General features: G+C 60.5%; 20 protein-coding genes and 1 tRNA gene. 5 read left to right on the plus strand and 16 right to left on the minus strand.

What is annotated here, in order from left to right:
- Window positions 1-808: 808 nt before the first annotated feature.
- Genes MUM_RS0125395 through MUM_RS0125425 form a run of 7 tightly spaced genes read right to left on the minus strand, consistent with a single transcriptional unit; the run spans window position 809 to window position 9,774 of the window.
- Window positions 809-2,209, minus strand: a complete 1,401-nt coding sequence (locus MUM_RS0125395) for an LLM class flavin-dependent oxidoreductase (protein WP_010175519.1) — start codon at window positions 2,207-2,209, stop codon at window positions 809-811.
- Window positions 2,210-2,245: 36 nt separating this feature from the next.
- Window positions 2,246-3,904 carry a dipeptide ABC transporter ATP-binding protein gene (locus MUM_RS0125400; RefSeq protein WP_010175521.1) on the minus strand — a complete coding sequence of 553 codons (1,659 nt, stop codon included), beginning with the start codon at window positions 3,902-3,904 and terminating at the stop codon, window positions 2,246-2,248.
- Window positions 3,901-4,764, minus strand: a complete 864-nt coding sequence (locus MUM_RS0125405) for an ABC transporter permease (RefSeq protein WP_010175523.1) — start codon at window positions 4,762-4,764, stop codon at window positions 3,901-3,903. The genes MUM_RS0125400 and MUM_RS0125405 overlap by 4 nt, the downstream gene beginning before the upstream one ends.
- Window positions 4,765-4,779: 15 nt before the next feature.
- A complete protein-coding gene (locus MUM_RS0125410; protein WP_010175525.1) occupies window positions 4,780-5,832 on the minus strand; it encodes an NADP(H)-dependent aldo-keto reductase in 1,053 nt (350 codons plus the stop codon).
- 32 nt (window positions 5,833-5,864) lie between these two features.
- Entirely contained in the window at window positions 5,865-7,118 is a 1,254-nt protein-coding gene (locus MUM_RS0125415) for an acyl-CoA dehydrogenase family protein (RefSeq protein WP_010175526.1), read from the minus strand.
- 23 nt (window positions 7,119-7,141) lie between these two features.
- The gene (locus MUM_RS0125420) at window positions 7,142-8,074 is read right to left on the minus strand and encodes an ABC transporter permease (RefSeq protein WP_010175527.1); all 933 of its coding nucleotides are present in this window, start codon (window positions 8,072-8,074) and stop codon (window positions 7,142-7,144) included.
- Window positions 8,071-9,774: an ABC transporter substrate-binding protein gene (locus MUM_RS0125425; RefSeq protein ID WP_010175528.1), complete on the minus strand. Its 1,704-nt coding sequence runs from the start codon at window positions 9,772-9,774 to the stop codon at window positions 8,071-8,073. The genes MUM_RS0125420 and MUM_RS0125425 overlap by 4 nt, the downstream gene beginning before the upstream one ends.
- A gap of 433 nt (window positions 9,775-10,207) precedes the next feature.
- Between MUM_RS0125425 and MUM_RS0125430 the strand changes: the two genes are divergently transcribed.
- From MUM_RS0125430 to MUM_RS0125440, 3 genes are all read left to right on the plus strand, one after another.
- Window positions 10,208-12,358 (plus strand): TonB-dependent receptor family protein, encoded by a 2,151-nt coding sequence (locus tag MUM_RS0125430; RefSeq protein WP_010175529.1) that lies wholly within the window; start codon window positions 10,208-10,210, stop codon window positions 12,356-12,358.
- A gap of 92 nt (window positions 12,359-12,450) precedes the next feature.
- Complete coding sequence (locus MUM_RS0125435; RefSeq protein WP_010175530.1) at window positions 12,451-13,191, plus strand: SDR family NAD(P)-dependent oxidoreductase; 741 nt, start codon at window positions 12,451-12,453, stop codon at window positions 13,189-13,191.
- Window positions 13,192-13,219: 28 nt separating this feature from the next.
- Window positions 13,220-14,053, plus strand: a complete 834-nt coding sequence (locus MUM_RS0125440) for a CmcJ/NvfI family oxidoreductase (RefSeq protein WP_010175531.1) — start codon at window positions 13,220-13,222, stop codon at window positions 14,051-14,053.
- A gap of 67 nt (window positions 14,054-14,120) precedes the next feature.
- Here the strand turns inward: MUM_RS0125440 and MUM_RS0125450 are convergent.
- The 9 genes from MUM_RS0125450 to thrS all read right to left on the minus strand — a co-directional run bounded on the left by MUM_RS0125450 (window position 14,121) and on the right by thrS (window position 21,575).
- Window positions 14,121-14,197 (minus strand) — tRNA-Pro (locus MUM_RS0125450).
- Window positions 14,198-14,287: 90 nt separating this feature from the next.
- Window positions 14,288-14,644, minus strand: coding sequence for a MerR family transcriptional regulator (locus MUM_RS0125455; protein ID WP_003219935.1), 357 nt, complete (start codon window positions 14,642-14,644; stop codon window positions 14,288-14,290).
- Window positions 14,625-14,927, minus strand: coding sequence for an integration host factor subunit alpha (ihfA, locus tag MUM_RS0125460; RefSeq protein ID WP_002553164.1), 303 nt, complete (start codon window positions 14,925-14,927; stop codon window positions 14,625-14,627). Before ihfA ends, MUM_RS0125455 begins: the two co-directional genes overlap by 20 nt.
- Before the next feature lie 3 nt (window positions 14,928-14,930).
- The gene (gene pheT, locus MUM_RS0125465) at window positions 14,931-17,309 is read right to left on the minus strand and encodes a phenylalanine--tRNA ligase subunit beta (protein WP_010175599.1); all 2,379 of its coding nucleotides are present in this window, start codon (window positions 17,307-17,309) and stop codon (window positions 14,931-14,933) included.
- Between the two features lie 26 nt (window positions 17,310-17,335).
- Entirely contained in the window at window positions 17,336-18,352 is a 1,017-nt protein-coding gene (gene pheS / locus MUM_RS0125470; RefSeq protein ID WP_003219939.1) for a phenylalanine--tRNA ligase subunit alpha, read from the minus strand.
- Window positions 18,353-18,461: 109 nt separating this feature from the next.
- Window positions 18,462-18,818, minus strand: a complete 357-nt coding sequence (gene rplT / locus MUM_RS0125475; RefSeq protein ID WP_002553161.1) for a 50S ribosomal protein L20 — start codon at window positions 18,816-18,818, stop codon at window positions 18,462-18,464.
- Window positions 18,819-18,846: 28 nt separating this feature from the next.
- Window positions 18,847-19,041 carry a 50S ribosomal protein L35 gene (rpmI, locus tag MUM_RS0125480; RefSeq protein ID WP_002553160.1) on the minus strand — a complete coding sequence of 65 codons (195 nt, stop codon included), beginning with the start codon at window positions 19,039-19,041 and terminating at the stop codon, window positions 18,847-18,849.
- Window positions 19,042-19,101: 60 nt separating this feature from the next.
- Window positions 19,102-19,653, minus strand: coding sequence for a translation initiation factor IF-3 (gene infC, locus MUM_RS0125485; protein ID WP_169875357.1), 552 nt, complete (start codon window positions 19,651-19,653; stop codon window positions 19,102-19,104).
- The gene (gene thrS / locus MUM_RS0125490) at window positions 19,653-21,575 is read right to left on the minus strand and encodes a threonine--tRNA ligase (RefSeq protein WP_010175631.1); all 1,923 of its coding nucleotides are present in this window, start codon (window positions 21,573-21,575) and stop codon (window positions 19,653-19,655) included. The genes infC and thrS overlap by 1 nt, the downstream gene beginning before the upstream one ends.
- Before the next feature lie 364 nt (window positions 21,576-21,939).
- Here thrS and MUM_RS0125495 point away from each other — a divergent pair, with 364 nt between their 5' ends.
- Both MUM_RS0125495 and MUM_RS0125500 read left to right on the plus strand, forming a co-directional pair.
- The gene (locus MUM_RS0125495) at window positions 21,940-22,254 is read left to right on the plus strand and encodes a hypothetical protein (protein WP_029616096.1); all 315 of its coding nucleotides are present in this window, start codon (window positions 21,940-21,942) and stop codon (window positions 22,252-22,254) included.
- A gap of 289 nt (window positions 22,255-22,543) precedes the next feature.
- Window positions 22,544-22,756 carry a cold-shock protein gene (locus tag MUM_RS0125500; RefSeq protein WP_003179963.1) on the plus strand — a complete coding sequence of 71 codons (213 nt, stop codon included), beginning with the start codon at window positions 22,544-22,546 and terminating at the stop codon, window positions 22,754-22,756.
- Window positions 22,757-22,801 lie beyond the last annotated feature (45 nt).

The raw sequence follows: 22,801 nt of genomic DNA on the forward strand, positions 1-22,801 counted from the left end.
GCTCGATGTGCCCTCTCTCCGGTACTACTCCGCGGGCCGCCGCGACGGGGCGTCCCTGCCCCGTCGCGGCTAAACCGGCGTCCTGCCGGTTTACCCGCTCCGTACTACCTGCGTTCGGCCAGCGTGGTTTAACGGGGCGCCTAAGATCAAAGGCAGATCAACAGCACAGCGGCCTACAGGCCGGCTTGAGTGGTGTGAAGCAAAGGCAACATCAAGATCAAAATCTACAGCGGGCACAGTCAAATGTGGGAGCTGGCTTGCCTGCGATAGCATCGCCTCGGTGTACCTGAAAGACCGAAGTTGTCTGCATCGCAGGCAAGCCAGCTCCCACAGAAAAGCAGAGCTACACCGGCTTCAGATTTGGATTTCACTCTGGCCTTTATCTTGGCTTCTACCACTGGGGTCGGCTTTCAGGCTGAGCAAAGGCCAAAGCGAACTCGCTCCCACATTTGGACCGCGTGTGCCCTTGCTCTTGCTCTGGCTTTTACCACTCAAGCCGGCCTGTAGGCCGCTGTGCTCTTGCTCTTGATCTTGATCTGCGGGCCCCGTTAACCACGATGGCCGCAAGTAGGCACGGTGGAGCGGGTAAATCGGCAAGGATGCCGATTTAGCCGCGCTGGGCCAGGGATGGCCCATCGCGGCGGCCCGCGGAACCGGGCCGGAGTGCGGGCATGCCGAGCCTAAGCGAGGCACCGAGTGGTGGGGCAAAGACCTTTTGGTTACTTTTGGGGCGTTTGCCAAAAGTGACCCGCTGTAAGAGCGGAACCCTAAGTGGCCGTTACCGCAGCAACGGATATGTACTCCCCACTCACAACGAAAACCGCAACGGCAACGCCGGCTGAAGCAACGCCGCCGGATCCCGATAACGCGCGCCAAAATGGTCCCCAGGCAACCGTGCCTGCCCAGCCCCGAACAACCGCTCCCGCAACGTCTCGCCCTCGTTATACCGCTCACGAAACCGCCCACGACGACGCAACTCCGGCACCACCAATTCAATGAAATCCCGCGCTGTCTCAAACGACAAATACTGCCTCAGGTTGATCCCGTCGATCCCATCCTCATCCAGCCATTTCTCAATCGCATCCGCCACCACCGTCGGTGTACCCGCCACAAAAAACCGCTCGCGATTAAAACCCCCAAGCTGCGCCAATACCGCCCCAACAGTTGAGTCCGCTTTGTACCGACTCAAACTCTCCCACCCCTTGACCTGCCGGCTCACCAGATCACTGATCAGGGTATCCCGTGGATACGCCGTCAAGTCGATCGCCGACTGCCCATGAGCCAGCGAAGCCTCGACACTCACCAGCTTGCGGTAGCTGTCGAGCTTGGCACTGACTTCCTCATCGGTCCGCCCCACGATCACCCCGGCCATGACGATAAACTTCAACCCCGCCGGATCGCGATCATGTTCAACCGCCTTCTGCCGCATGGCCTGGATATTCGCGCGCACCGCCGGTGCATCATTACCACCGGTAAACACCACCTCAGCATGACGCCCCGCAAACTCGATGCCGGCAGGTGACCCGGTGGCCTGGAACAGCACCGGCGTACGTTGCCGCGAAGGCTGGCACAGGTGCGGCCCGGCGACCTTGAAGTGTTCGCCGACGTGGTTGATGTAGCGCACCTTGTCCGGGTCGGTGTAGATCCGGCGCTCGCGGTCAACGATCACGGCGTCGTCGTCCCACGAGCCTTCCCAGAGTTTGTAGAGCACGTCGAGGTATTCGTCGGCGATCTCGTAGCGGTGATCGTGGACCACCTCGGTGTCGTGGCCGAAGTTGCGCGCGGCGTTCGGCAAGTACGAGGTAACGATGTTCCAGCCCACCCGGCCTTTGGTCAGGTGATCGAGGGTGCTCATGCGCCGCGCAAAGGCGAACGGCGGTTCGTAGGTGGTGGAAAAGGTCGCGCCGAAACCAAGATTCTGGGTCACCCCGGCCATCGCCGGAATCACCAGCAGCGGGTCGTTGCTGGGGATCTGCATGCCTTCACGCAGCGAGGTTTCGGGGCCGTCGCGAAATCGGTCGTAGGTGCCGATCACGTCGGCCAGGAACACACCGTCAAAGGTGCCGTATTCCAGCAATTGCGCAAGCTCGGTCCAGTAGTCCAGGTCGTTGAAGCGGTGCCGGTTGTTGTCCGGGTGCACCCACAAACCATGGACGATGTGACTGACGCAGTTCATCTCAAACAAATTCACGTGCAGCTGCTTGGGCACCAGGAACACTCCTCTGTAGATACTGTTTCCAATACGTCAGATCGCTACGTTCAGGTAGAACGGGATCGGCGTGTCGTCGGTTTCAAGGGTCGGAATCGCGTCGATCAGCGCGCGGGTATAGGCATGGGCCGGGCGGTCGAACACCGCGCGCACCGAGCCGGACTCCACCACTTCGCCGGCCTTCATCACCAGCACGCGCTCGCTGACGTGGTTGATCACGCCAAGGTCATGGGAGATGAACAGGCAAGCCAGGCCGAGGCGGCGCTTGAGGTCGTCAAGCAACTCCAGGATCTGTGCCTGTACCGACACGTCCAGCGCCGACACCGGCTCATCGCAGATCAGGACCTGTGGCTCGGAAGCCAACGCCCGGGCAATCGCGATGCGCTGTCGCTGGCCACCGGAAAGTTCGATGGGGCGGCGGGACAAGGCGCTGGCATCGAGGCGCACCAGTTCCAGCAGTTCCAGCGCGCGGTCGCGCCGGGCGTGACGCGGTACGCCGGCCACCACCAGCGCTTCGAACAACACACGCTGCACGGTGTAGCGCGGGTCGAAGGAGCTGAGAGGGTCCTGGAACACTACCTGGACCGCACGCCGGGCTTCGCTTTTTTGCCGGGCGTCGAGGTCGGACCAGCGCTGGCCCTTGATCCATACCTCGCCGGCATCGGCGGTTTCCAGGCCGAGTATCAGGCGGGTCAAGGTGGTCTTGCCGCAGCCCGATTCGCCCACCACGCCGAGGGTCTCGCCGCGACGCAGTTGCAGCGACACCTGGTTCAGCACCGTGCGGGTTTTACCGTCGGGGCCGACAAAAGTCTTGGATAGCTCGCGGGCTTCCAGCAGCACTTCGCCCTGGGGCGCAGGCTCGGGTTCAACCGCTGTGAGCAGCCGGCGGGTGGGTTGGAAGTGCACCGCCTTGGCCGCCCGCAACAGCAATTGGGTATACGGATGACGCGGGTCTTGCAGGACCTGTTCGGTGCTGCCCTCCTCCACAATCACCCCGTGGCGCATCACGGCCACGCGGTCGGCCAGGCGCGAGACCACCGACAGGTCATGGCTGACCATCAGCAGTGCGTTGTCTTCACCGCGCAGGCTTTCCAGCAGCGCGATGACCTGGGCCTGCACCGTGGCGTCCAGGGCCGTGGTGGGCTCATCGGCAATGATCAGCCGTGGGTTGCAGGCAATGGCCGAGGCGATCAGCGCGCGCTGGCGCAAGCCACCGGAGAGTTGCCACGGGTATTGGCTGGCGCGTAGTTCCGGTTCCGGCACGCCGACATCCCGCAGCAGCTCCAGCACCCGCAGGCGGCGCGCTTCCAGGCCCAATGACGTGTGCAGGTGCAACGGTTCTTCAATCTCGGCGCCCACACGGCGCAGTGGGTCCAGCGCGCCCAGTGCGTCCTGCATCACAAAGCCGATGCTCGCGCCGCGCAGTTGCTGCCAGGCCCGTTCATTAAGCTGGCGCAGGTCGACGCCCTGGAAGGCCAGCTTGGCGGCCTGGACGCGAGCCTCCTTGCCGGTGAGGCCGGCCAGGGTGCGGGCGGTGACGCTTTTGCCGGAGCCCGATTCGCCCACCAGCGCCAGGCATTCGCCACGGTTCAACTGCAGGCTGACACCGTGCAATACCGGTTCGGCCTGACCGAAACGTACGGTCAGGTCGCGGATGTCGACCAGCGGGCCGAGGGTATGGATATTCATCGTCATAGAGGCTTTCCTTCGCTGCGGCGCAACAGTTCGCGGCCGATGGCACTGATGGAGACAACGGTCAGGGTGATGATCAGAGCCGGCCAGGCCACCAGCCACGGCGCGTTGGCCAGGAAGCTGCGCCCGATGGCCATCATCCCGCCCCACTCCGGCGCGGGCGGCGGTGCGCCAAAGCCGAGAAAACTCAAGGCGGCACCGGCGGTGATCGCACCGCCGATGCCGATGGTGGCGAGGATCAGCACCGGCTTGAACGCATTCGGCAGGATGTGCCGCAGCACCACGGCCAGCTGCGATTGACCGAGGGTGACGGCGGATTCGACGTAGCCGGCGTTGCGCACGGTGAGGGTTTGCGCCCGCACCAGCCGCGCGTACCGCGGCACGCCGGCGATGCCCACGGCAAGGATCAGATTGGCCGTGCCCTGGCCGAAAAACGTGATGATCACCAGCGCCAGCAACAGGTCGGGAAACGACAGCAGCACATCAATCCCGCGCATCAAGGCGCCGTCCAGCCAGCGCGGGCCAAGGCCGGCGATCAACCCGAGCAAGGTGCCCCAGGCCAGCCCCAGCGCAGTGGCGGCCAGGCCCATGAACAGCGACGAACGCACGCCATAAATCAGCCGGCTGAGCACGTCACGTCCATTTTCATCAGTGCCCAGCCAATGCACGTTGCCCGGTGCCTGGAACGCCAGGCGCGCCGAGGCATCCAGCGGGTCATACGGGGCCAGCCACTGTGGAAAAACAGCGGCCAGCAGCAACAGCCCGACAAATACCCCGGCGAGCAACAGCCCGGGCCGCAGTTGGGTAAACCCGGCAAGACGCAACGGGTGACTGCCGCTCAACGTTTCAATGCTTTGCGTCATGCCAGGCTCCTCGTTCTAGGGCGCGGGGTTGGGAATGCGCTGGTGGATGGCCTGGACCTGCGCCTTGATCTCGTCGCTGAGGCTCACGTCCAGCGCGCCGAGGTTGTCGCGCAATTGCGCCAGGTTGGTTTGCCCGGTGAGCGCGCTGGAGACGAAGGGTTTGTCGATGATGAACGCCAGCGCCAACTGGGCCGGTGTCAGGCCGTGTTGCCGGGCAATCTCCACGTAGCCGGTGATGGCTTCCTGGGCCGAGGCGCTGTCATAGCGATTGAAGGTGCGGTACACCGCCGACAACCGCGAGCCCTCGGGACGTGCGCCGCCCAGGTACTTGCCGGTGAGCGCACCGAAGGCCAGTGGCGAGTACGCCAGCAGGCCGACGCCTTCGCGGTGGCTGAACTCCGAGAGCCCGCCTTCGTACAGGCGATTAAGCAGGCTGTAGGGGTTTTGCACGCTGGCAATGCGCGGCAGGCCAAGGCGTTCGCTTTGCTTGAGAAACTCGGCGACGCCCCACGGGGTTTCGTTGGATACACCGATGTGACGCACCTTGCCGGCCTTGACCTGATCGGCCAGCACCGCCAGGGTTTCTTCGATGGCGACGCTTTGGGTGTCTGCCTGATACGGGTATTCGCGCTGGCCGAAGATATTGGTGGCGCGGTCAGGCCAGTGCAGTTGGTAGAGGTCGAGGTAGTCGGTGTTCAGGCGTTTGAGGCTGCCCTCCAGGGCTTCGACGATGTTGCGTCGGTCGTGATGGCTGAGGCCGTCGCGAATGTGCTGCTGGCTGCTGGGGTCACGGGCCGGCCCGGCGATTTTGCTCGCCAGGATCACCTCGTCGCGTCGACCGCTGGCCGCCAGCCAACTGCCGATATAGCGCTCGGTGGTGCGCCAGGTTTCAGCCTTGGTCGGCGTGGGGTACATCTCGGCGGTGTCGATGAAGTTGATGCCTTCGGCCAGCGCCAAATCAATCTGCTGATGGGCATCGGTCTCGGTGTTCTGGTGGCCCCAGGTCATGGTGCCCAGGCCCAGCACGCTGACTTGTAGGTCGCTGTTGCCCAGTTGGCGGTAACGCATGTGTGATCCTTTTTTTGTGAAGGGTTGAAGGCTCATACCGCACTCGCTTCGTCGCGGGCGGTCTGCTGGTCGGCGTCGGCGGCTTGCAGGCTGCGCCACGCGGCGTTGGGGGTGACGTCGTTGAGGTAGTAATTGCCCAGTGCCCGTTCGCGAAAGATCGCCGGGTTGTGGGAAGCCAGGGTTCGCGCGTTGCGCCAATGCCGGTCGAAGCGACGCGACTCGCTGGTGGCGGATGCGCCGCCGACTTCGAACAGCAGCGTGGTGGCTTCCAGCACCTGTTCCAGCACGATTTGTTGCGCCTGAAAAGCGCGAATCTCGGCCTCGGTGTAATGCTGTTCGTTGGCGTAGCCGCCCTGCTCTGCTTCGTGCGCCTCCTGCAGCACCTCGGCGACGGCCAGCACCTGGGTGCGGGCGGCATAGGCCAGGCTCGACAGGCGACCGATGACCCGCTGCACCAGCGGGTCATCCTTGGGGCTCGATTGCCCCGGCACGCCAAACGCGCGGGTGCGGCCTTTGACGAATTCGGTGGCATCGCGCAGCACCGCATTCGCGATGCCGGCCAGGGTCGCCAGGTGGAACAGCTGGTAGAACGCGCTCAGGTAGGACTCGGCGCGTAGCTCGTCTTTCTTGAAGCGCCGCACGATGTGCCGGGCCGGTACGTCCACCGCCTTGAAGCGGGTGGTGCCGCTGCCGGTGAGGCGCTGGCCAAAGCCGTCCCAGTCGTCCTCGACGGTGACACCCGGCGCATCGGTACGCACCGCGAGGCTGACAAAATCCTCGCCATCCAGGGCGACGGCGGCGATCCAGTTGGCGTACAGCGTGCCGGTGCAGTAGTACTTCTCGCCGTCCAGTTGCCAGCCGGAATCGACCGCGCTGAGGGTTACCGAGTTGCGGGTGGTGTCGGTGCGCTCAGCCATGGCGGCGCCCCACAGTTCGCCGTCGACGACTTTGGCGAACCAGTACGCCTGGGACTCGCTGTCGCGACTGGACAGCCGGCCTTCAACAAAACCGAAATGCGCGCGCACGATCTGCGGCAGGTTTGAATCGGCCTCGCCCAGCTCAATCAACAGGCGAAACAACTGCGGCAGGCTGGCACCCAGGCCGCCCTGGGCCTGCGGCACGCGCAGGGCACCAAAGCCGGCCTCCCGCAGCCACGCCACCGCATCGTGGGCCAGCTCGCGCTGCTGCTCGCGGGCGACCGCGGTGTCGGCTATGCGTGCAAATACGTCGGCGAAACGCTGGTGCAAGTCGGCATAACTCACTTCAGCGGGAATCGAAGCACTCATGGTTTTTCCTTCTTCAAAGGCACTCACGCTTGATTGGCCCGGGGGTCAATCCAGCGGTTGATCAAATCGACGGCCAGGTTCACCAGCACGTACACCGTGGCCGCGAGCAGGGTCACGCCCAACACCATCGGCACGTCTTTGTTGCTGGTGGCGTCGAGCATCAGGCGCCCGATGCCCTGGCGTGCAAACAGCAACTCCACCACCACCGCACCGCCCAGCAGGCTGGCGAACACGAACCCCGCCAGCGTCACCAACGGCACCAGCGCATGGCGCAAGGCATGGCGCAGGCGCACGGCGGTTTCGGACAGGCCACGCGCACGGGCCATGGCGATAAAGGGTTGTTCGAGGGTGTCTTCCAGGGACTGGCGCAGCAACTGGGTCAGCACCGCCGCCACCGGCAAGGCCAACGCGACGGAGGGCAGGATCAACGAACGCCAGCCCACCGAGCCGGACGGCGGCAACCAGTGCCAATGAAACGAAAACACCAGCAACAGCAGCATGCCGATCACAAACGAAGGCGCCGACGACAGCACCAGCTCGCCGCCTGAAACAACCGAGCGAATCCAGCGCGAACGATTGGCAGTGAGGATCGCGCACGCCAGCGCCAACACCACCGCCAGCAACGCGGCGCTCAGGGACAGTTGAATGGTTGCGCCGATCTGTTCGGCAATCGCCTGCTGCACCGGGATGCGCAGGCGGTAGGATTCACCCAGGTCGCCGTGGGCCAGGCGCAGCAGATAATTGCCGTATTGCACGATCAAGGGTTGGTCCAGGCCATACTCGGCCCGCACCCGCGCCAACAGCTCCGGCGTGGGCATCGCATCCGGTCCGCCGAGGATCGCCAGCGCGGTGTCACCGCCACTGAAGTTGACGGCGAGGAAGGTCAGCGTCGCCGCGCCCCACAGCACGCCAATGCCCGCCAGCAGGCGCCAGGCGATGGATTTGAACAGGCTCATGGTTGCCCCCGGTCCAGCCAGATGCTGGTGAAGAACGGTACGTTGTGGGAGGTGTCGAAAATCACGCCCTGGACTTGTCGGCCATAGGCGGTGAGTACCTGGGCTTCCACCGAAGGCACCGACGGCACGGTTTCGGTCAGGCGCTTTTGTGCTTCGCCATAGAGCGCCTGCAACTCAACCGGATCGCGGGATTGGCGAGCGGCGCTGAGCACGCGATCCAGTTCGGCATCACGGAAGCGTCCAACGTTCTGGCCGATCCTTTTATCGGTGCTGATGGACTCGCTGTGATAAAGCACGAACATGCCGTCGGGTGTGTTGGTGTGCCAGTAACCGTCCGCCATCGCCTGGAACTTCCCGGCATAGCGCCTCTCGATCACCCGGGTCAGCGGCAGCATCTCGACGGTCATCTCAAAGCCGACTTTTTTCAGGTCGGCCTGGATGGCCACCGAAACGCTGCCGGGAAAGGCTGGGCTGCTATAGGCCAACAAGGTCGCCTTCAGGCGCTGCCCGGCCTTGGTCCGATAGCCCTGGGCGTCGCGCCCTGTCCAGCCGGCGTCGTCGAGCAAGGTATTGGCCGCCTTGACGTCGTAGGCCAGGGCTTCTTTGTTGGGTTGATAAAACCGGGTATTCGCCGCCAGGAAATCGGCTTTGGCGATGTATTCGCCGAAGCCGGAAATCCACGCCAATCCTTCGCGGTCGACGGCTTTGGCCACGGCGCGACGTACTCGCACGTCGTCGAATGGCGCCTGCTCAACGTTGAACACGATGCCACGGCTCGGGTTGCCCTTGCGAATCCGGCTGCGCATCACCAGGTCGGGGTTGGCGCGGATGGCGGCAGCATTCTGGGCCGGTGCATCGAGGGCGAAATCCGACTGGCCGGACTCCAGCGCCGTGAAGCGGATCATGGCTTCAGGGACGTAGCTCAACTCGATACGGTCCAGGTATGCCTCACCCGTGTGACGGGTCACCGGCGGCGCCCAGTTGTAGCCGGGGCGCTTGATGAACACCGCACCCTGATCACGGGTATAGCTCTGCAACAGGAACGGGCCGCTGCCGATGGGATGCTCGGCGATGGTCTTCGGCGCTTCGCGAATCTGCCTGGGGGAGATCATGCTCAACCAGGACTGCGCCAGTACGTCGAGGAAAGGCGTATAGGGTTCGCGCAAATGGGCTTCGAAGGTGTAGTCGTCGATGACCTTGCCATCCAGGTACGGCGCGATATAGGCCGCTGCCAGTGGGGACTTGGTCGCTGGATCGCGCATGTGTTCCAGGTTGGTTTGCAGCGCCTGGGCGTTGAATTTCTCGCCGTCGCTGAAGGTCACGTCGTCGCGCAGGTGAAAGGTGTAGGTCTTGCCGTCGTCGGAGATGTCCCAGGAGCGGGCCAGCCATGGGCTGATGTTGCCCTGCTCGTCCTGGTACACCAGGCAATCGAAGAGAATCCGGCCCATCCACTGGATGTTGCCGTTAGACAGTGCATGAACATCGAAACTGCCGGCGTCGGAGGCGGCTGAGACGCGCAAAGTTCCGCCACTGCGCCCCGGTGACGACTCATGAAAGTCCGTCGCCGAATAAGTCACTACACCGTTGTTGACCGTGCCATCGGCCGCAGAAATTTCATGTTTCGGTGCCGCAGCCGGTGAGCAGGCATTGATCGCCAGGCACAGTGAAATAACCGCCGAAAGTTTCAGGATGGTTGTCAATGACGCTTCCTTAGAGGAACTCGGTGAACACTGAAAGTTTGCAATTACGGGGTGTAATGCAGTGAGCATGCCAGTCTTCAAGAAACGCCATATTGACCACAAAACCAGCACAAAACCCTTGTAAAACGGGGCGAACACTGCCAAACACTTATATGGTTATACCCGTTATACACCCCGGAATTGTTGGCAGCCTTACACACTGCTTATCAACTGTTGCGTTCGCGACAGTTGCAGTAATCCCGGCCATCAAAGTTGACTGTTGAGAATCAAACACCGATTCAAAACAAAGTATCCCGCAGAACACTTAACCTGAACTAAGCGCCCGTAATCCTTGGCCAATAGTCTTGGCATAGAAACTGCTCAGAGCGAAACAGGCATGACTATTCGAATAGAAAGCTGGGGCTCATTTATCTATTCACAAGGAACACGCTTAATGGATCCAATCTTTCGGGGAGAGTTTAAAAAGTTGACACTTGCCGTGCGGCAAGCAACTTGGCTGGCGATGGTCGGGCTGGGCTCAGCCCTGGTTTTTTCCGCCAGTGTGCAGGCAGATGACGAGGTCACACCGACGACCGGAACACGGCTAAAGACGGTGACAGTAGAGGCACAAAAAATCACGCCCGTTGAGGCAGCCAAAAGTCAGTTGTCCGAAGTGCCAGGCGGCACCAGCGTGGTCGACAGCGAACAGGTGGCCAAGGGACGCACCGCCACCTTGCAGGACACCCTCGCCTATCAGCCGGGTGTGTTCGTGCAGTCCACCGGCGGCAACGACGCGGCCAAGATTTCCATTCGTGGATCGGGGGCCAACACCTCGCCGGGGTATTTCCGTGAGGGCATCAAGTTCCTGTTCGACGGCCTGCCGATCACCGGCCCGGGCGGCACACCCTACGAATTCCTCAACGGTTCGGGGGTGAACTACAGCGAAATCCTGCGGGGTGCCAACGCCTTCCAATACGGCGCGCTGAGCCTTGGCGGCGCCATCAACTTCGTCAACCAGACCGGCTACACCGCACCCGGGCTGCGGGTGCGGGCGGAAACCGGGAGCTACGGCTACAACAAGCAAAGCCTGAGCGTCGGCGGCGTCGAGGGTGCGTTCGATTACTACCTGAATGCCGACAACTACCGCAGCGACGGCTACCGCGACTACAGCCTGTCGAAGAGCCAGGGCGTGGTGGCCAACTTTGGCTACCGCTTCAGCCCGCAACTCGAAACCCGGGTGATGCTGCGTTACCGCGACGAGTTCCACAACGACCCGAGCGCCACCACCCTGGATGCGGTCAAGCACCACTCCGACCGCGCCAGTGCCACCGCCGAAAGCAGCGGCGCCGGCAGCCGTCGCCCCGGCAGCGTATGGCTGGGCAGCAAGACCACCTACACCTTTGAGGACGACGCCACCCTGTCGGTGGGTTTCGTCTACTACCAGTACGCCCACAACAACAGCCCGAACAGCCCGAGCAACCCCAGCTACTGGGACTGGCATGACCTGAGCGCGGTGATCAACTACGACCGGCGCGACACCCTGTTCGGCCACGAAAGCCGCTCCAGCCTGGCCTTCACCTCCACCGAACACCTCAAGGGCCAGGTCGACTCCACCTTCGCCAACAAACAGACGCGCAAGTTCGTCGACTACAGCTCCTCGTTCGATCATGTGTTCTCCCTGGGCAACGACCTGGAGCTGGTGGACGGCCTGTGGCTGACCAGCGGCGTATCGGCGATCAACGTGCGCCGCCACGCCGACGTCAAGGAAGCCCTGGTGGCCAACACCACCACTTACCCGAGCGACGTGACCTACGACAACTGGAGCCTGGCACCGCGACTGGGCGTACGTTACGAGTTCACCCCGCAACTGCAGGTGTTCGCCAACGTCAGCCGCTCGGTCGATCCACCGGCGTCGTGGGAATACTCCGGCTCCGGGCCGACCACGCCGTACGTAAGGCCGCTGGTGGAGCAGAAAGCCAATACCGTTGAAATCGGGATCAAGGGTTCATCAGGCATCTTCGACGGCAGCCTGGCGCTCTACCGTTCGTGGGTGAAAAATGAATTGCTCAACGTGCAGATCATCCCGGCCACCTCCACTGCCGCGGCGATCACCGGCGCCTTCAACGCCACACCGACGATCCACCAAGGCATCGAGGCCGGCTTGAATACACGCCTGTGGGAAAACACCTCGGGTGAAAAGGTCACCTTGCGCCAGGTGTACACCTACAACGACTTCTACTACCGGCACGACCCGACCTTCGGCGACAACCAGTTGCCGGGGATTCCGAAGCATATCTACCAGGGCGAGCTGCAGTATCAGCACCCGGCGGGCTTCTATACCGGGGTGAATGTGCAATCGGCCTCACGTACGGCGGTGGACTATGCGAACAGCTTCTATGCGCCCTCCTACACCATCTTCGGGGCGAATGTGGGGTATGAAACGCCGAGCAAGGACTGGAAGGTGTCGCTGGATGTGAAGAACCTGACCAATCAGAAATACGTGACGGCGGTGCAGCCGCTGTATGACGCGAAGGGCCAGGATACGGCGTCGTTGTATCCGGGGGATGGGATTGGGGCGTATGTGGCGGTGGAAATGCGCTATTGAGTCAGCGCATAACCTTAGCTGTCGATGTTCTTATTCCTCGCGCCCGCCGATGAGTAAATTGTTAGCCACGTATCTCATTGAGGAAGTGGCTAATGTCTGAGTCTCGATCCGAGCCGGTGGTCTGGATTGCCGGTGTGGGTGCTGTGGCGGGCCTGGGAGCGGCACTGGCGCGACGCTTCGCACGGGAGGGTTATCAGGTCGCGGTCAGTGGCAGAAGCCTGGACAAGTTGCAGGCTGTGGTCGAGGGCATCCACGCTCTTGGCGGGCAGGCGGTGGCGATCGTGGCGGATTCGGGAATCGAGTCCGAGGTGATCGCCGCCCGCCAGCAGGTCCAAAAGCTGGGTGCCCTCAAGGCTGCGATTTTCAATGTGGGCAACTCCGTCGCCGCACCCACGCTGGAGTTGAGTGCGCAGCTGTTCGAGCAAACCTGGCGGGCGTCGACCCTGGGCGGTTTTCTGTTTGCCCGCGAGGCCACCCGCTTGCTGCTCGACAACGGCGGCGGCAGCCTGTTGTTTACCGGGGCTACCGCGTCATTGCGCGGCAAGCCACCGTTCGCCGCCTTTGCTGCCGCGAAGGCCGGATTGCGCTCCCTGAGCCAGTCATTTGCCCGCGAGTTCGGCCCGCAAAACGTGCACGTCGCCCACGTGGTCATCGACGGCGCCATCGACGGCGAGCGCGTGCAAAGCCGGGCCCCGGATTACCTGGCGCGACTGGGCGAAGACGGCGCACTGAAACTCGAAGACATCGCCGACGCCTATTGGTACCTGCACACCCAACCGCGCAGCGCCTGGACCCAGGAGCTGGACCTGCGGCCCTTCAAGGAACCCTTCTGAAAACCGCCTCACGCCTGGAGGATTGTTCATGGGAACGCATCAGACTCATCTCGCCCCGCCATCGGTTATCGGTGAACTCAACTACCTGCTGGATACCGGTGAGCGGCCGGTGAACTACACCTTCCCGCAGCCAGACGGCAGCCCCAAGCGCAGCGGCGTGCTGGACCCGACTCAAGTGAGCATCCACAACGCCCGGTTGCTCGACGAACCGGCCCATCTTGATCTTCAGGGCTTCGAGAAGGTCGACCACACCAGTGGCGTGCTGCACCTGGAAAACGAGGACCAGGTTCGCGAGCATTACTATCCGGAAACCGAAGCCTTGCTCAAGCAACAGACAGGTGCGGTCAAGGTGGTGATCTTCGACCACACCATCCGGGTGGACGAGCACGGACGCGAGGATCGTGGGCTGCGTGAGCCGGTGCGTTACGTGCACAACGACCAGACCGAGCGCTCGGCGATTCGCCGGGTACGTGATCATCTGCCTGCGGATGAGGCGGAACAGCGACTGCTGAAACGGTTTGCGATTATTAACGTTTGGCGGCCGATTGGTGCACCGGTCCTCAGCACCCCACTCGCCTTGTGCGATGCGCGAAGCATGGCCGAGAGCGACTTGCTGCCCAGCGACCTGGTGTACCGGGACAAGGTTGGCGAGACTTTTTCGGTCAAGGCCAATCCGGCGCATCGCTGGTATTACTACCCGCAGCTGCGGCCGGATGAGGTGTTGTTGTTGAAGATCCATGACTCGCGTGGCGATGTTGCCAGGCGCAGCGCACATACCGCGTTTGACGACCCGACTACGCCGGTGGATGCGCCATCCAGGAGGAGTATTGAAGTGCGGGCGTTGGTGTTTTTTGGGGAGTGAGGGATGCTTGGGTTTATCTTCATGCATGAAAAAGCCCAACCTTTCAGGTTGGGCTTGATCAGAAATATGGTCGGGACGGAGTGATTCGAACACTCGACCCCTAGCACCCCATGCTAGTGCGCTACCGGACTGCGCTACGCCCCGACTAGGCGTGTTACTGGGTTCGCTTCGCAACGAAGCGATCAGGAATATACCGCAAGCTTTTGAAATGTGGAAGTATTTTAAAAGCCGGAATTACTTCTTCAAAACCACCAGCACATCTTCGAGTTCGGAGATCATCTGGCGGATCATTTGCTTGTATTGGGTGGTGTCGTCTTTGGCTTCATCACCGGACATACGCTGACGCGCGCCGCTGATGGTGAACCCCTGGTCGTAAAGCAGCGCACGGATCTGTCGGATCATCAGCACATCCTGGCGCTGATAATACCGACGGTTCCCGGTGCGTTTGACGGGGTTGAGTTGAGGAAACTCCTGCTCCCAATAGCGCAGCACGTGCGGCTTTACCGCACAGAGCTCGCTGACTTCACCAATGGTGAAGTAGCGTTTGCCTGGGATGACGGGCAGTTCGTCGTTATGACTTGGTTCCAGCATAAGCCTCAACTCGGGCCTTCAACTTCTGCCCTGGACGAAAGGTGACCACACGGCGAGCCGTGATCGGGATTTCTTCTCCCGTTTTTGGATTGCGGCCAGGCCGCTGGCGTTTGTCCCGCAGGTCAAAATTGCCGAAACCGGACAATTTGACCTGTTCGTTGTCTTCAAGAGCGTGCCTGATTTCTTCAAAGAACAGCTCGACCAATTCCTTGGCCTCGCGCTTGTTCAGGCCCAACTCTTCATACAGACGTTCCGCCATCTCAGCTTTCGTCAAAGCCCCCATACGTCACTTCCTTAACGTGGCGTTCAACCTTTGTTCGAGCGAGGTGAGGATATTTTGCGTCGTCGTATTCACCTCATCGTCATTAAGAGTGCGCGATGGATGCTGCCAGGTCAAGCCAACTGCAAGGCTTTTTCTATGCGGATCAATGCCTTTACCCTGATAAACGTCAAATAGCCTGAGGTCTGTCAGCCATTCCCCTGCATTTTCACGGATTACGTCCAGAACAGCACTGGCCGCAACACCCTGATCGGCAATCAGCGCCAGATCACGTCGTACTTCAGGGAAACGCGACAACTCGCTGAATTTAGGCATTTTGCCCGAGGCGACTTCAGCCAAGACTAGCTCAAAAACGAAGACTGGACGGTCCAGCCCCAAAGTTTTCGACAGTTCAGGGTGAATCGCGCCAACGAAGCCCACCAGACGACCTTCACGTTCGATACGCGCGGTCTGGCCCGGGTGCAACGCAGGGTGTTTGCCCGGGGTGAAAGTGAAGGCATCCAGCGCACCGGCAAAGCCCAGCACCGCTTCCACATCGGCCTTGACGTCGAAGAAGTCGACGGTGTCGCGACCTTGTGCCCAGCCTTCCGGCAAACGGCTGCCGCAGACAACGCCAGCCAGCATCGGCTCTTGCTTCAGGCCATCCAGCTGACCAACAAAACGCAGGCCGCTTTCGAACATACGCACGCGGTCTTGCTGACGGTTCAGGTTATGGGACAGCGCTTTCACCAGGCCCGGCCACAGCGACGAGCGCATGGCGGCCATGTCGTTGGAGATCGGGTTAGCCAACAACAGCGGCTCGACACCTGGGTTGAACAGTTCGAACTGCTTTGGATCGATGAAGCTATAGGTCACCGCTTCCTGATAACCACGAGCCACCAGCAGGCGACGCAGTTCCGGCAGGTGTGCACGGGCTTCGGCTTTCGGCTGCGGCGCCAGGCGCGCTTGCGGGTAACGAACCGGCAGGCGGTTGTAGCCGTACAGGCGGGCCAGCTCTTCGATCAGGTCGACTTCCAGGCTGATATCGAAGCGATGGCTTGGCACTTCTACGTGCCACTGCCCTGCTTCGCCGGCGGAAATGCCGAGGCCGAGTGCCGACAGCAGGCGCTCGATTTCAACCAGGTCGATCACCAGGCCGAGCATTTGCTCAACGGCCTTGGCACGCAGGACGATTGGCGCAACCGACGGCAGGTGCTGCTCGCTGACGGTTTCGATGATCGGGCCGGCTTCGCCGCCGGTGATTTCCAGCAGCAGGCCAGTGGCGCGCTCCATGGCTTCACGGGCCAGTTGCCAGTCCACGCCACGCTCGTAGCGGTGCGAGGCATCGGTGTGCAGGCCGTAGGAACGGGCCTTGCCAGCGATGGCGATCTGATCGAAGAAGGCGCTTTCGAGGAAAATGTCGCGGGTGGTTGCGGACACGCCGCTGTGCTCGCCACCCATCACGCCGGCAATCGCCAGGGCGCGGGAGTGGTCAGCAATCACCAGCGTGTCGGCGCGCAGGCTGACTTCCTGGCCGTCGAGCAGCACCAGCTTCTCGCCTTCCTCGGCCATGCGCACGCGGATACCGCCGTTGATTTCGGCGAGATCGAATGCGTGCAGCGGCTGGCCCAGCTCCAGCATCACGTAGTTGGTGATGTCGACGGCAGCATCGATGCTGCGCACTTCGGAGCGACGCAGACGCTCAACCATCCACAGCGGGGTTGGCTTCGACAGGTCGACATTACGGATCACACGACCCAGGTAACGTGGGCAGGCGTTGGGTGCCAGCACTTCGATGGAACGTACTTCGTCGTGCACGGCAGGTACCGCTGCAATCACCGGGCGGGTCACGGTCGCGGCGTACAGGGCGCCCACTTCACGCGCCAGGCCAGCCAGGGACAGGCAGTCGCCGCGGTTCGGGGTCAGGTCGACCTCGATGCTGGCGTCTTCCAGCTCCAGGTAGACACGGATGTCCTGGCCCACTGGCGCGTCGGCCGGCAGCTCCATCAGGCCATCATTGCCTTCACCGACCTGCAGCTCTGCCTGGGAACACAGCATGCCGTTGGATTCAACGCCACGCAGCTTGGCCTTCTTGATCTTGAAGTCGCCCGGCAGCTCGGCACCGATCATGGCGAACGGGATTTTCAGGCCCGGGCGCACGTTGGGCGCTCCGCACACGACCTGGAAAGTTTCCGCGCCATTGCTGACCTGGCATACACGCAATTTGTCGGCGTCCGGGTGTTGCTCGGTGCTCAGCACCTCGCCCACTACCACGCCACTGAAAACACCGGCGGCCGGCGTAACGCTATCGACCTCAAGGCCGGCCATCGACAGACGGGCAACCAGCTCGTCGCGACTTACCTGCGGGCTTACCCAGCCACGCAGCCATTGTTCACTGAATTTCATCCTGCTCTCCTAAAGATCCGTTACGACTAGCGAAATTGCGCGAGGAACCGCAAGTCGTTGTCGAAGAACAGACGCAAGTCGTTCACGCCGTAACGCAGCATGGCCAGACGCTCAACGCCCATGCCGAAGGCAAAGCCCGAGAATTCTTCCGGGTCGATCCCGGACATGCGCAGCACGTTGGGGTGAACCATGCCGCAACCCATCACTTCCAGCCAGCCAGTCTGTTTGCAGACGCGGCAGCCTTTACCGCTGCACATCACGCATTCCATGTCGACTTCAGCGGATGGCTCGGTGAACGGGAAGAACGAGGGACGGAAACGCACCGCCAGCTCTTTCTCGAAGAACACCCGCAGGAACTCTTCGATGGTGCCTTTGAGGTCGGCGAAGTTGATGTCGCGATCAACCAGCAGGCCTTCGACCTGGTGGAACATCGGCGAGTGGGTGATATCGGAGTCGCTGCGGTACACACGGCCTGGGCAGACGATGCGGATCGGCGGCTTCTGCGACTCCATGGTGCGGACCTGTACCGGCGAGGTATGGGTGCGCAGCAGCATGTTCGCATTGAAATAGAAGGTGTCATGCATCGACCGGGCCGGGTGATGGCCTGGGATGTTGAGCGCCTCGAAGTTGTGATAGTCGTCTTCGACCTCAGGGCCTTCGGCAATGCCGTAGCCGATGTGGGTGAAGAACTGCTCGATACGTTCCAGAGTCCGGGTAATCGGATGCAGGCCGCCCGAGGTCTGGCCACGGCCAGGCAGGGTCACGTCAATGGACTCGGCGGCGAGCTTGGCCGCAAGATCGGCCTCCTCGAGCGACGCCTTGCGCGCATTGAGAACCTCTGTAACACGCTCCTTGGCCACGTTGATCAGCGCGCCGACTTGCGGACGCTCTTCAGCCGGCAAATTCCCCAGGGTCTTCATCACCTGAGTCAATTCACCCTTTTTGCCAAGGTAGTGAACCCGGATTTGCTCCAGGGCATTGATATCTTCTGCGCTTTGCACAGCCTCTAGTGCTTGAGAGACCAGCGCATCCAGGTTTTCCATGTACAGACTCCAGATACAAAATAGGGGAAGAGCTTGAAGGCTCTTCCCCTATTTAAGACGTTTAACACCTTGGGCCACGAAAGCGGCCCAGGGTGACTGTCGGGGGTACTTAAGCCAAGGTGGCTTTAGCTTTCTCGACAATCGCAGCAAACGCCGCTTTTTCGTTCACTGCCAGATCAGCCAGAACCTTACGGTCGATCTCGATGGACGCTTTCTTCAGGCCAGCGATGAAACGGCTGTAGGACAGACCGTTAACACGTGCACCAGCGTTGATACGGGCGATCCACAGAGCGCGGAACTGACGTTTTTTCTGACGACGGTCACGGTAGGCGTATTGGCCAGCCTTGATTACCGCTTGCTTGGCAACACGGAATACGCGTGAACGCGCGCCGTAGTAGCCTTTAGCAAGTTTCAGAATTTTTTTGTGACGTTTACGGGCAATGACGCCACGCTTTACACGAGCCATGAGTTACTTCCTCTATTCTTGACTAAAATTAACGAAGGCGCAGCATGCGCTCGACTTTTGCCACGTCAGACGGATGCAGCAAGCTGCTACCGCGCAGTTGACGCTTACGCTTGGTCGACATTTTAGTCAGGATGTGGCTCTTGAAAGCGTGCTTGTGCTTGATACCGTTAGCAGTTTTCAGAAACCGCTTAGCAGCACCACTTTTAGTTTTCATTTTTGGCATGTTCGGATACTCCGCATTCAGTTGATAAACATAATCAGAAGGCCTGCCGTGCCCTATTGATTACTTCTTCTTTTTCGGGGCGATGACCATGATCAGCTGGCGTCCTTCCATCTTAGGATGCTGTTCGACCGAACCGTACTCGAGCAGGTCAGCTTCAACCCGCTTGAGGAGTTCCATCCCCAGCTCCTGGTGGGCCATCTCACGGCCGCGGAATCGCAAGGATACCTTGGCCCTGTCCCCATCACTCAGGAAACGTACCAGGTTGCGCAGTTTTACCTGGTAATCCCCTTCCTCCGTCCCTGGACGAAACTTGATTTCTTTTACTTGAATCTGCTTCTGGTTCTTCTTCGCCGCGGCAATCTGCTTCTTCTTTTCGAAGATCGACTTGCCGTAGTCCATCACCCGGCAAACGGGCGGGATTGCATCGGCGGAGATTTCCACCAGGTCCAATTTGGACTCTTCAGCAATACGAAGCGCTTCATCAATCGAGACGATGCCAATCTGCTCGCCGTCAGCGCCAATTAACCGAACCTCGCGTGCCGAGATATTCTCGTTGATCGGGGCTTTCGGTGCAGCTCGTTTATCTTGTCTCATTTCACGCTTAATAATAATTACTCCGAATCTGGGCGACCACGCCGGGAAACCGCTTGCGCGAGGAACTCAGCGAACTGGGCGACGGGCATCGAGCCCAGGTCAGCACCTTCACGAGTACGCACAGCGACAGTCTGCATCTCGACTTCCCGATCTCCGATAACCAAAAGATAGGGAACCTTGAGCAAAGTATGCTCGCGGATTTTAAAGCCGATCTTTTCATTTCTCAAGTCGGACTTGGCACGAAACCCGCTTTCATTGAGAGTTTTTTCAACTTCAGCGGCAAAATCTGCCTGTTTATCAGTGATATTCATGATCACTGCCTGGGTCGGAGCCAGCCACGCAGGGAATGCACCCTCGTAGTGCTCGATCAGGATCCCGACGAACCGCTCGAACGAGCCGAGGATCGCCCGGTGCAGCATAACCGGGTGTTTACGGCTGTTGTCTTCGGAGACGTATTCGGCTCCCAAACGGATCGGCAGGTTAAAATCGAGCTGCAGGGTACCACACTGCCAGACGCGTCCAAGGCAATCTTTCAGCGAGAACTCGATCTTCGGACCGTAGAACGCGCCCTCGCCCGGCTGCAGGTCGTACGCAAGCCCCGCACTGTCGAGCGCTGCAGCCAGTGCCGACTCGGCGCGATCCCACAGCTCGTCGGAACCGACGCGTTTTTCCGGACGAGTGGACAGCTTCATTTCGACTTCGGTGAAGCCGAAATCGCGGTACACGTCCATGGTCAGCTTGATGAACGCAGCGGATTCAGCCTGCATCTGCTCTTCGGTGCAGAAGATGTGGGCGTCATCCTGAGTGAAGCCACGCACACGCATGATGCCGTGCAGTGCACCCGACGGCTCGTTACGGTGGCAGGCACCGAACTCGGCCAGGCGCATCGGCAACTCGCGGTAGCTCTTCAGGCCCTGGTTGAACACCTGTACGTGGCACGGGCAGTTCATCGGCTTGATGGCGTAGTCGCGGTTTTCCGACTGGGTGGTGAACATGTTGTCGGCGTAGTTGGCCCAGTGCCCGGATTTCTCCCACAGGCTGCGGTCAACGACTTGCGGTGTCTTGATTTCCAGGTAGCCGTTGTCGCGCTGAACCTTGCGCATGTACTGCTCGAGCACCTGGTACAGGGTCCAGCCGTTCGGGTGCCAGAACACCATGCCCGGCGCTTCTTCCTGGAGATGGAACAGGTTCAGGCGCTTGCCGATCTTGCGGTGGTCGCGTTTTTCGGCTTCTTCGATGCGCTGGATGTAGGCCGCCAGCTGCTTCTTGTCAGCCCAGGCAGTGCCGTAGATCCGCTGCAGTTGTTCATTCTTCGCGTCACCGCGCCAGTAGGCACCGGACAGCTTGGTCAGTTTGAACGACTTGAGGAAGCGCGTGTTTGGCACGTGCGGGCCACGGCACATGTCGACGTATTCTTCGTGGTAATACAGGCCCATGGCCTGCTCGTCCGGCATGTCTTCCACGAGGCGCAGCTTGTAGTCTTCGCCGCGAGCAGTGAACACGTCGATCACTTCGGCACGCGGAGTGACTTTCTTGATGACGTCGTAATCTTTCTCGATCAGCGCGTGCATGCGCTGCTCGATGGCCGCCAGGTCGTCCGGAGTGAAAGGACGCTCGTAGGCGATGTCGTAATAGAAGCCTTCGTCGATGACCGGGCCGATGACCATCTTCGCGGTGGGGTACAGCTGCTTGACCGCGTGGCCAATCAGGTGCGCGCAAGAGTGGCGAATGATCTCCAGCCCCTCTTGATCCTTGGGCGTAATGATTTGCAGGCTGGCATCGCCGGTGATCAGGTCGCTGGCGTCCACCAGCTTGCCGTCGACTTTACCGGCCACGGTGGCCTTGGCCAGGCCGGCACCAATGGATGCGGCGACCTCGGCTACGGAAACCGAATGATCGAATGAACGTTGACTGCCGTCGGGAAGAGTAATAGTTGGCATGGCGCCTCCTCTCCTAGTGGTGACCCCTACCAAAGGTCACGTGGGTTGGGATGAGCCAGTACAAGATCCAATACCAGGCCGTTCAGTGATGAACGCCTGCCTTACAGCGGCAGGAGCCTTTCGGCCAACCGATAATCGAACCAGAGTGACTGGAGTTAAACAAAAAAGACCTTGGCAAGGCGGCAAAGGGCGCGCCGGAAAATAGCCAAGCGAAAGATGCTAGCACAGATGAACGGTCATGGCGCCGGCTCAGCTTCACGAAACGCAAATTCCCGGATTTTAGGGGCAAAAGTGAACTTGAACTGTACGGCGAGCCTCAAACACATCGAGAATCGCCGTTCGTCCACGACTCCAGGAGCATTTAATTATGCGTTTTACCTCGACTTTCGCCCTCGCTGCATCCCTGACCCTCATGTCCATTGGCGCGCACGCCGCAGCCCCTTCGAACTGGCCTGCCGGTGCCCGGGACAGCTTCATCAAGGATTGCAGCGCAGCCGCCCAGCAAAGTGTTGATGCCAAAACCGCCAAAGACCATTGCGAATGTGGCGCAGACAAGATCAATGCCGAGTTGAGCAGTGCCGAGATCAAAGAGCTGATGACCAACCAGAACGCGGATCCTGCGCTCAAGAACAAGGCCGTCGCCGCTATTTCGTCTTGCAAGGTCGTGAAGAAAAAGTAATTTTTACGCCCCGCCAGACCGGCTAAAGGGCCAAAAAACGCCCAGAAAACTGCCATTTCTCACAAATTACGCAGCTTTTACGGCTTTTTTTAACAGCTGATATTTCACCTGAAAGCCCCGTAGATCGGGGCTTTCAGCCAGCCAAGGCATGAAACACAACGCGTTTGATTAGCAAACAATGCCTTGGGGGGGCTCCCAAGCCGAACATTTCGACTATGATAGCTCGGTGTGCCCAGTTGGCCTGAGCAGCACAGCACTACTGAAAATATATGTTTCTTGGAGATACACCATGTCTAATCGCCAAACCGGCACCGTTAAATGGTTCAACGATGAAAAAGGCTTCGGCTTCATCACTCCTCAAGGTGGCGGTGACGACCTGTTCGTACACTTCAAAGCTATCGAAAGCGACGGTTTCAAAAGCCTGAAAGAAGGCCAAACCGTTTCCTTCGTGGCTGAGAAAGGCCAAAAGGGTATGCAAGCTGCACAGGTTCGCCCAGAGTAATTTCTGCGCTGATCTAAAAAACCCCGTCCATGTGACGGGGTTTTT

This window comes from Pseudomonas sp. PAMC 25886, assembly GCF_000242655.1.
Lineage (GTDB): Bacteria > Pseudomonadota > Gammaproteobacteria > Pseudomonadales > Pseudomonadaceae > Aquipseudomonas.

What these genes read in the sequence shown, in the direction of transcription:
- MUM_RS0125400 (WP_010175521.1), bottom strand. Translation starts at nt 3,904, where the DNA reads ATGACGATGAATATCCATACCCTCGGCCCGCTGGTCGACATCCGCGAC.
- MUM_RS0125405 (WP_010175523.1), bottom strand. Translation starts at nt 4,764, where the DNA reads ATGACGCAAAGCATTGAAACGTTGAGCGGCAGTCACCCGTTGCGTCTT.
- MUM_RS0125410 (WP_010175525.1), bottom strand. Translation starts at nt 5,832, where the DNA reads ATGCGTTACCGCCAACTGGGCAACAGCGACCTACAAGTCAGCGTGCTG.
- MUM_RS0125415 (WP_010175526.1), bottom strand. Translation starts at nt 7,118, where the DNA reads ATGAGTGCTTCGATTCCCGCTGAAGTGAGTTATGCCGACTTGCACCAG.
- MUM_RS0125420 (WP_010175527.1), bottom strand. Translation starts at nt 8,074, where the DNA reads ATGAGCCTGTTCAAATCCATCGCCTGGCGCCTGCTGGCGGGCATTGGC.
- MUM_RS0125430 (WP_010175529.1), top strand. Translation starts at nt 10,208, where the DNA reads ATGGATCCAATCTTTCGGGGAGAGTTTAAAAAGTTGACACTTGCCGTG.
- MUM_RS0125435 (WP_010175530.1), top strand. Translation starts at nt 12,451, where the DNA reads ATGTCTGAGTCTCGATCCGAGCCGGTGGTCTGGATTGCCGGTGTGGGT.
- MUM_RS0125440 (WP_010175531.1), top strand. Translation starts at nt 13,220, where the DNA reads ATGGGAACGCATCAGACTCATCTCGCCCCGCCATCGGTTATCGGTGAA.
- MUM_RS0125455 (WP_003219935.1), bottom strand. Translation starts at nt 14,644, where the DNA reads ATGCTGGAACCAAGTCATAACGACGAACTGCCCGTCATCCCAGGCAAA.
- ihfA (WP_002553164.1), bottom strand. Translation starts at nt 14,927, where the DNA reads ATGGGGGCTTTGACGAAAGCTGAGATGGCGGAACGTCTGTATGAAGAG.
- pheT (WP_010175599.1), bottom strand. Translation starts at nt 17,309, where the DNA reads ATGAAATTCAGTGAACAATGGCTGCGTGGCTGGGTAAGCCCGCAGGTA.
- pheS (WP_003219939.1), bottom strand. Translation starts at nt 18,352, where the DNA reads ATGGAAAACCTGGATGCGCTGGTCTCTCAAGCACTAGAGGCTGTGCAA.
- rplT (WP_002553161.1), bottom strand. Translation starts at nt 18,818, where the DNA reads ATGGCTCGTGTAAAGCGTGGCGTCATTGCCCGTAAACGTCACAAAAAA.
- rpmI (WP_002553160.1), bottom strand. Translation starts at nt 19,041, where the DNA reads ATGCCAAAAATGAAAACTAAAAGTGGTGCTGCTAAGCGGTTTCTGAAA.
- thrS (WP_010175631.1), bottom strand. Translation starts at nt 21,575, where the DNA reads ATGCCAACTATTACTCTTCCCGACGGCAGTCAACGTTCATTCGATCAT.
- MUM_RS0125500 (WP_003179963.1), top strand. Translation starts at nt 22,544, where the DNA reads ATGTCTAATCGCCAAACCGGCACCGTTAAATGGTTCAACGATGAAAAA.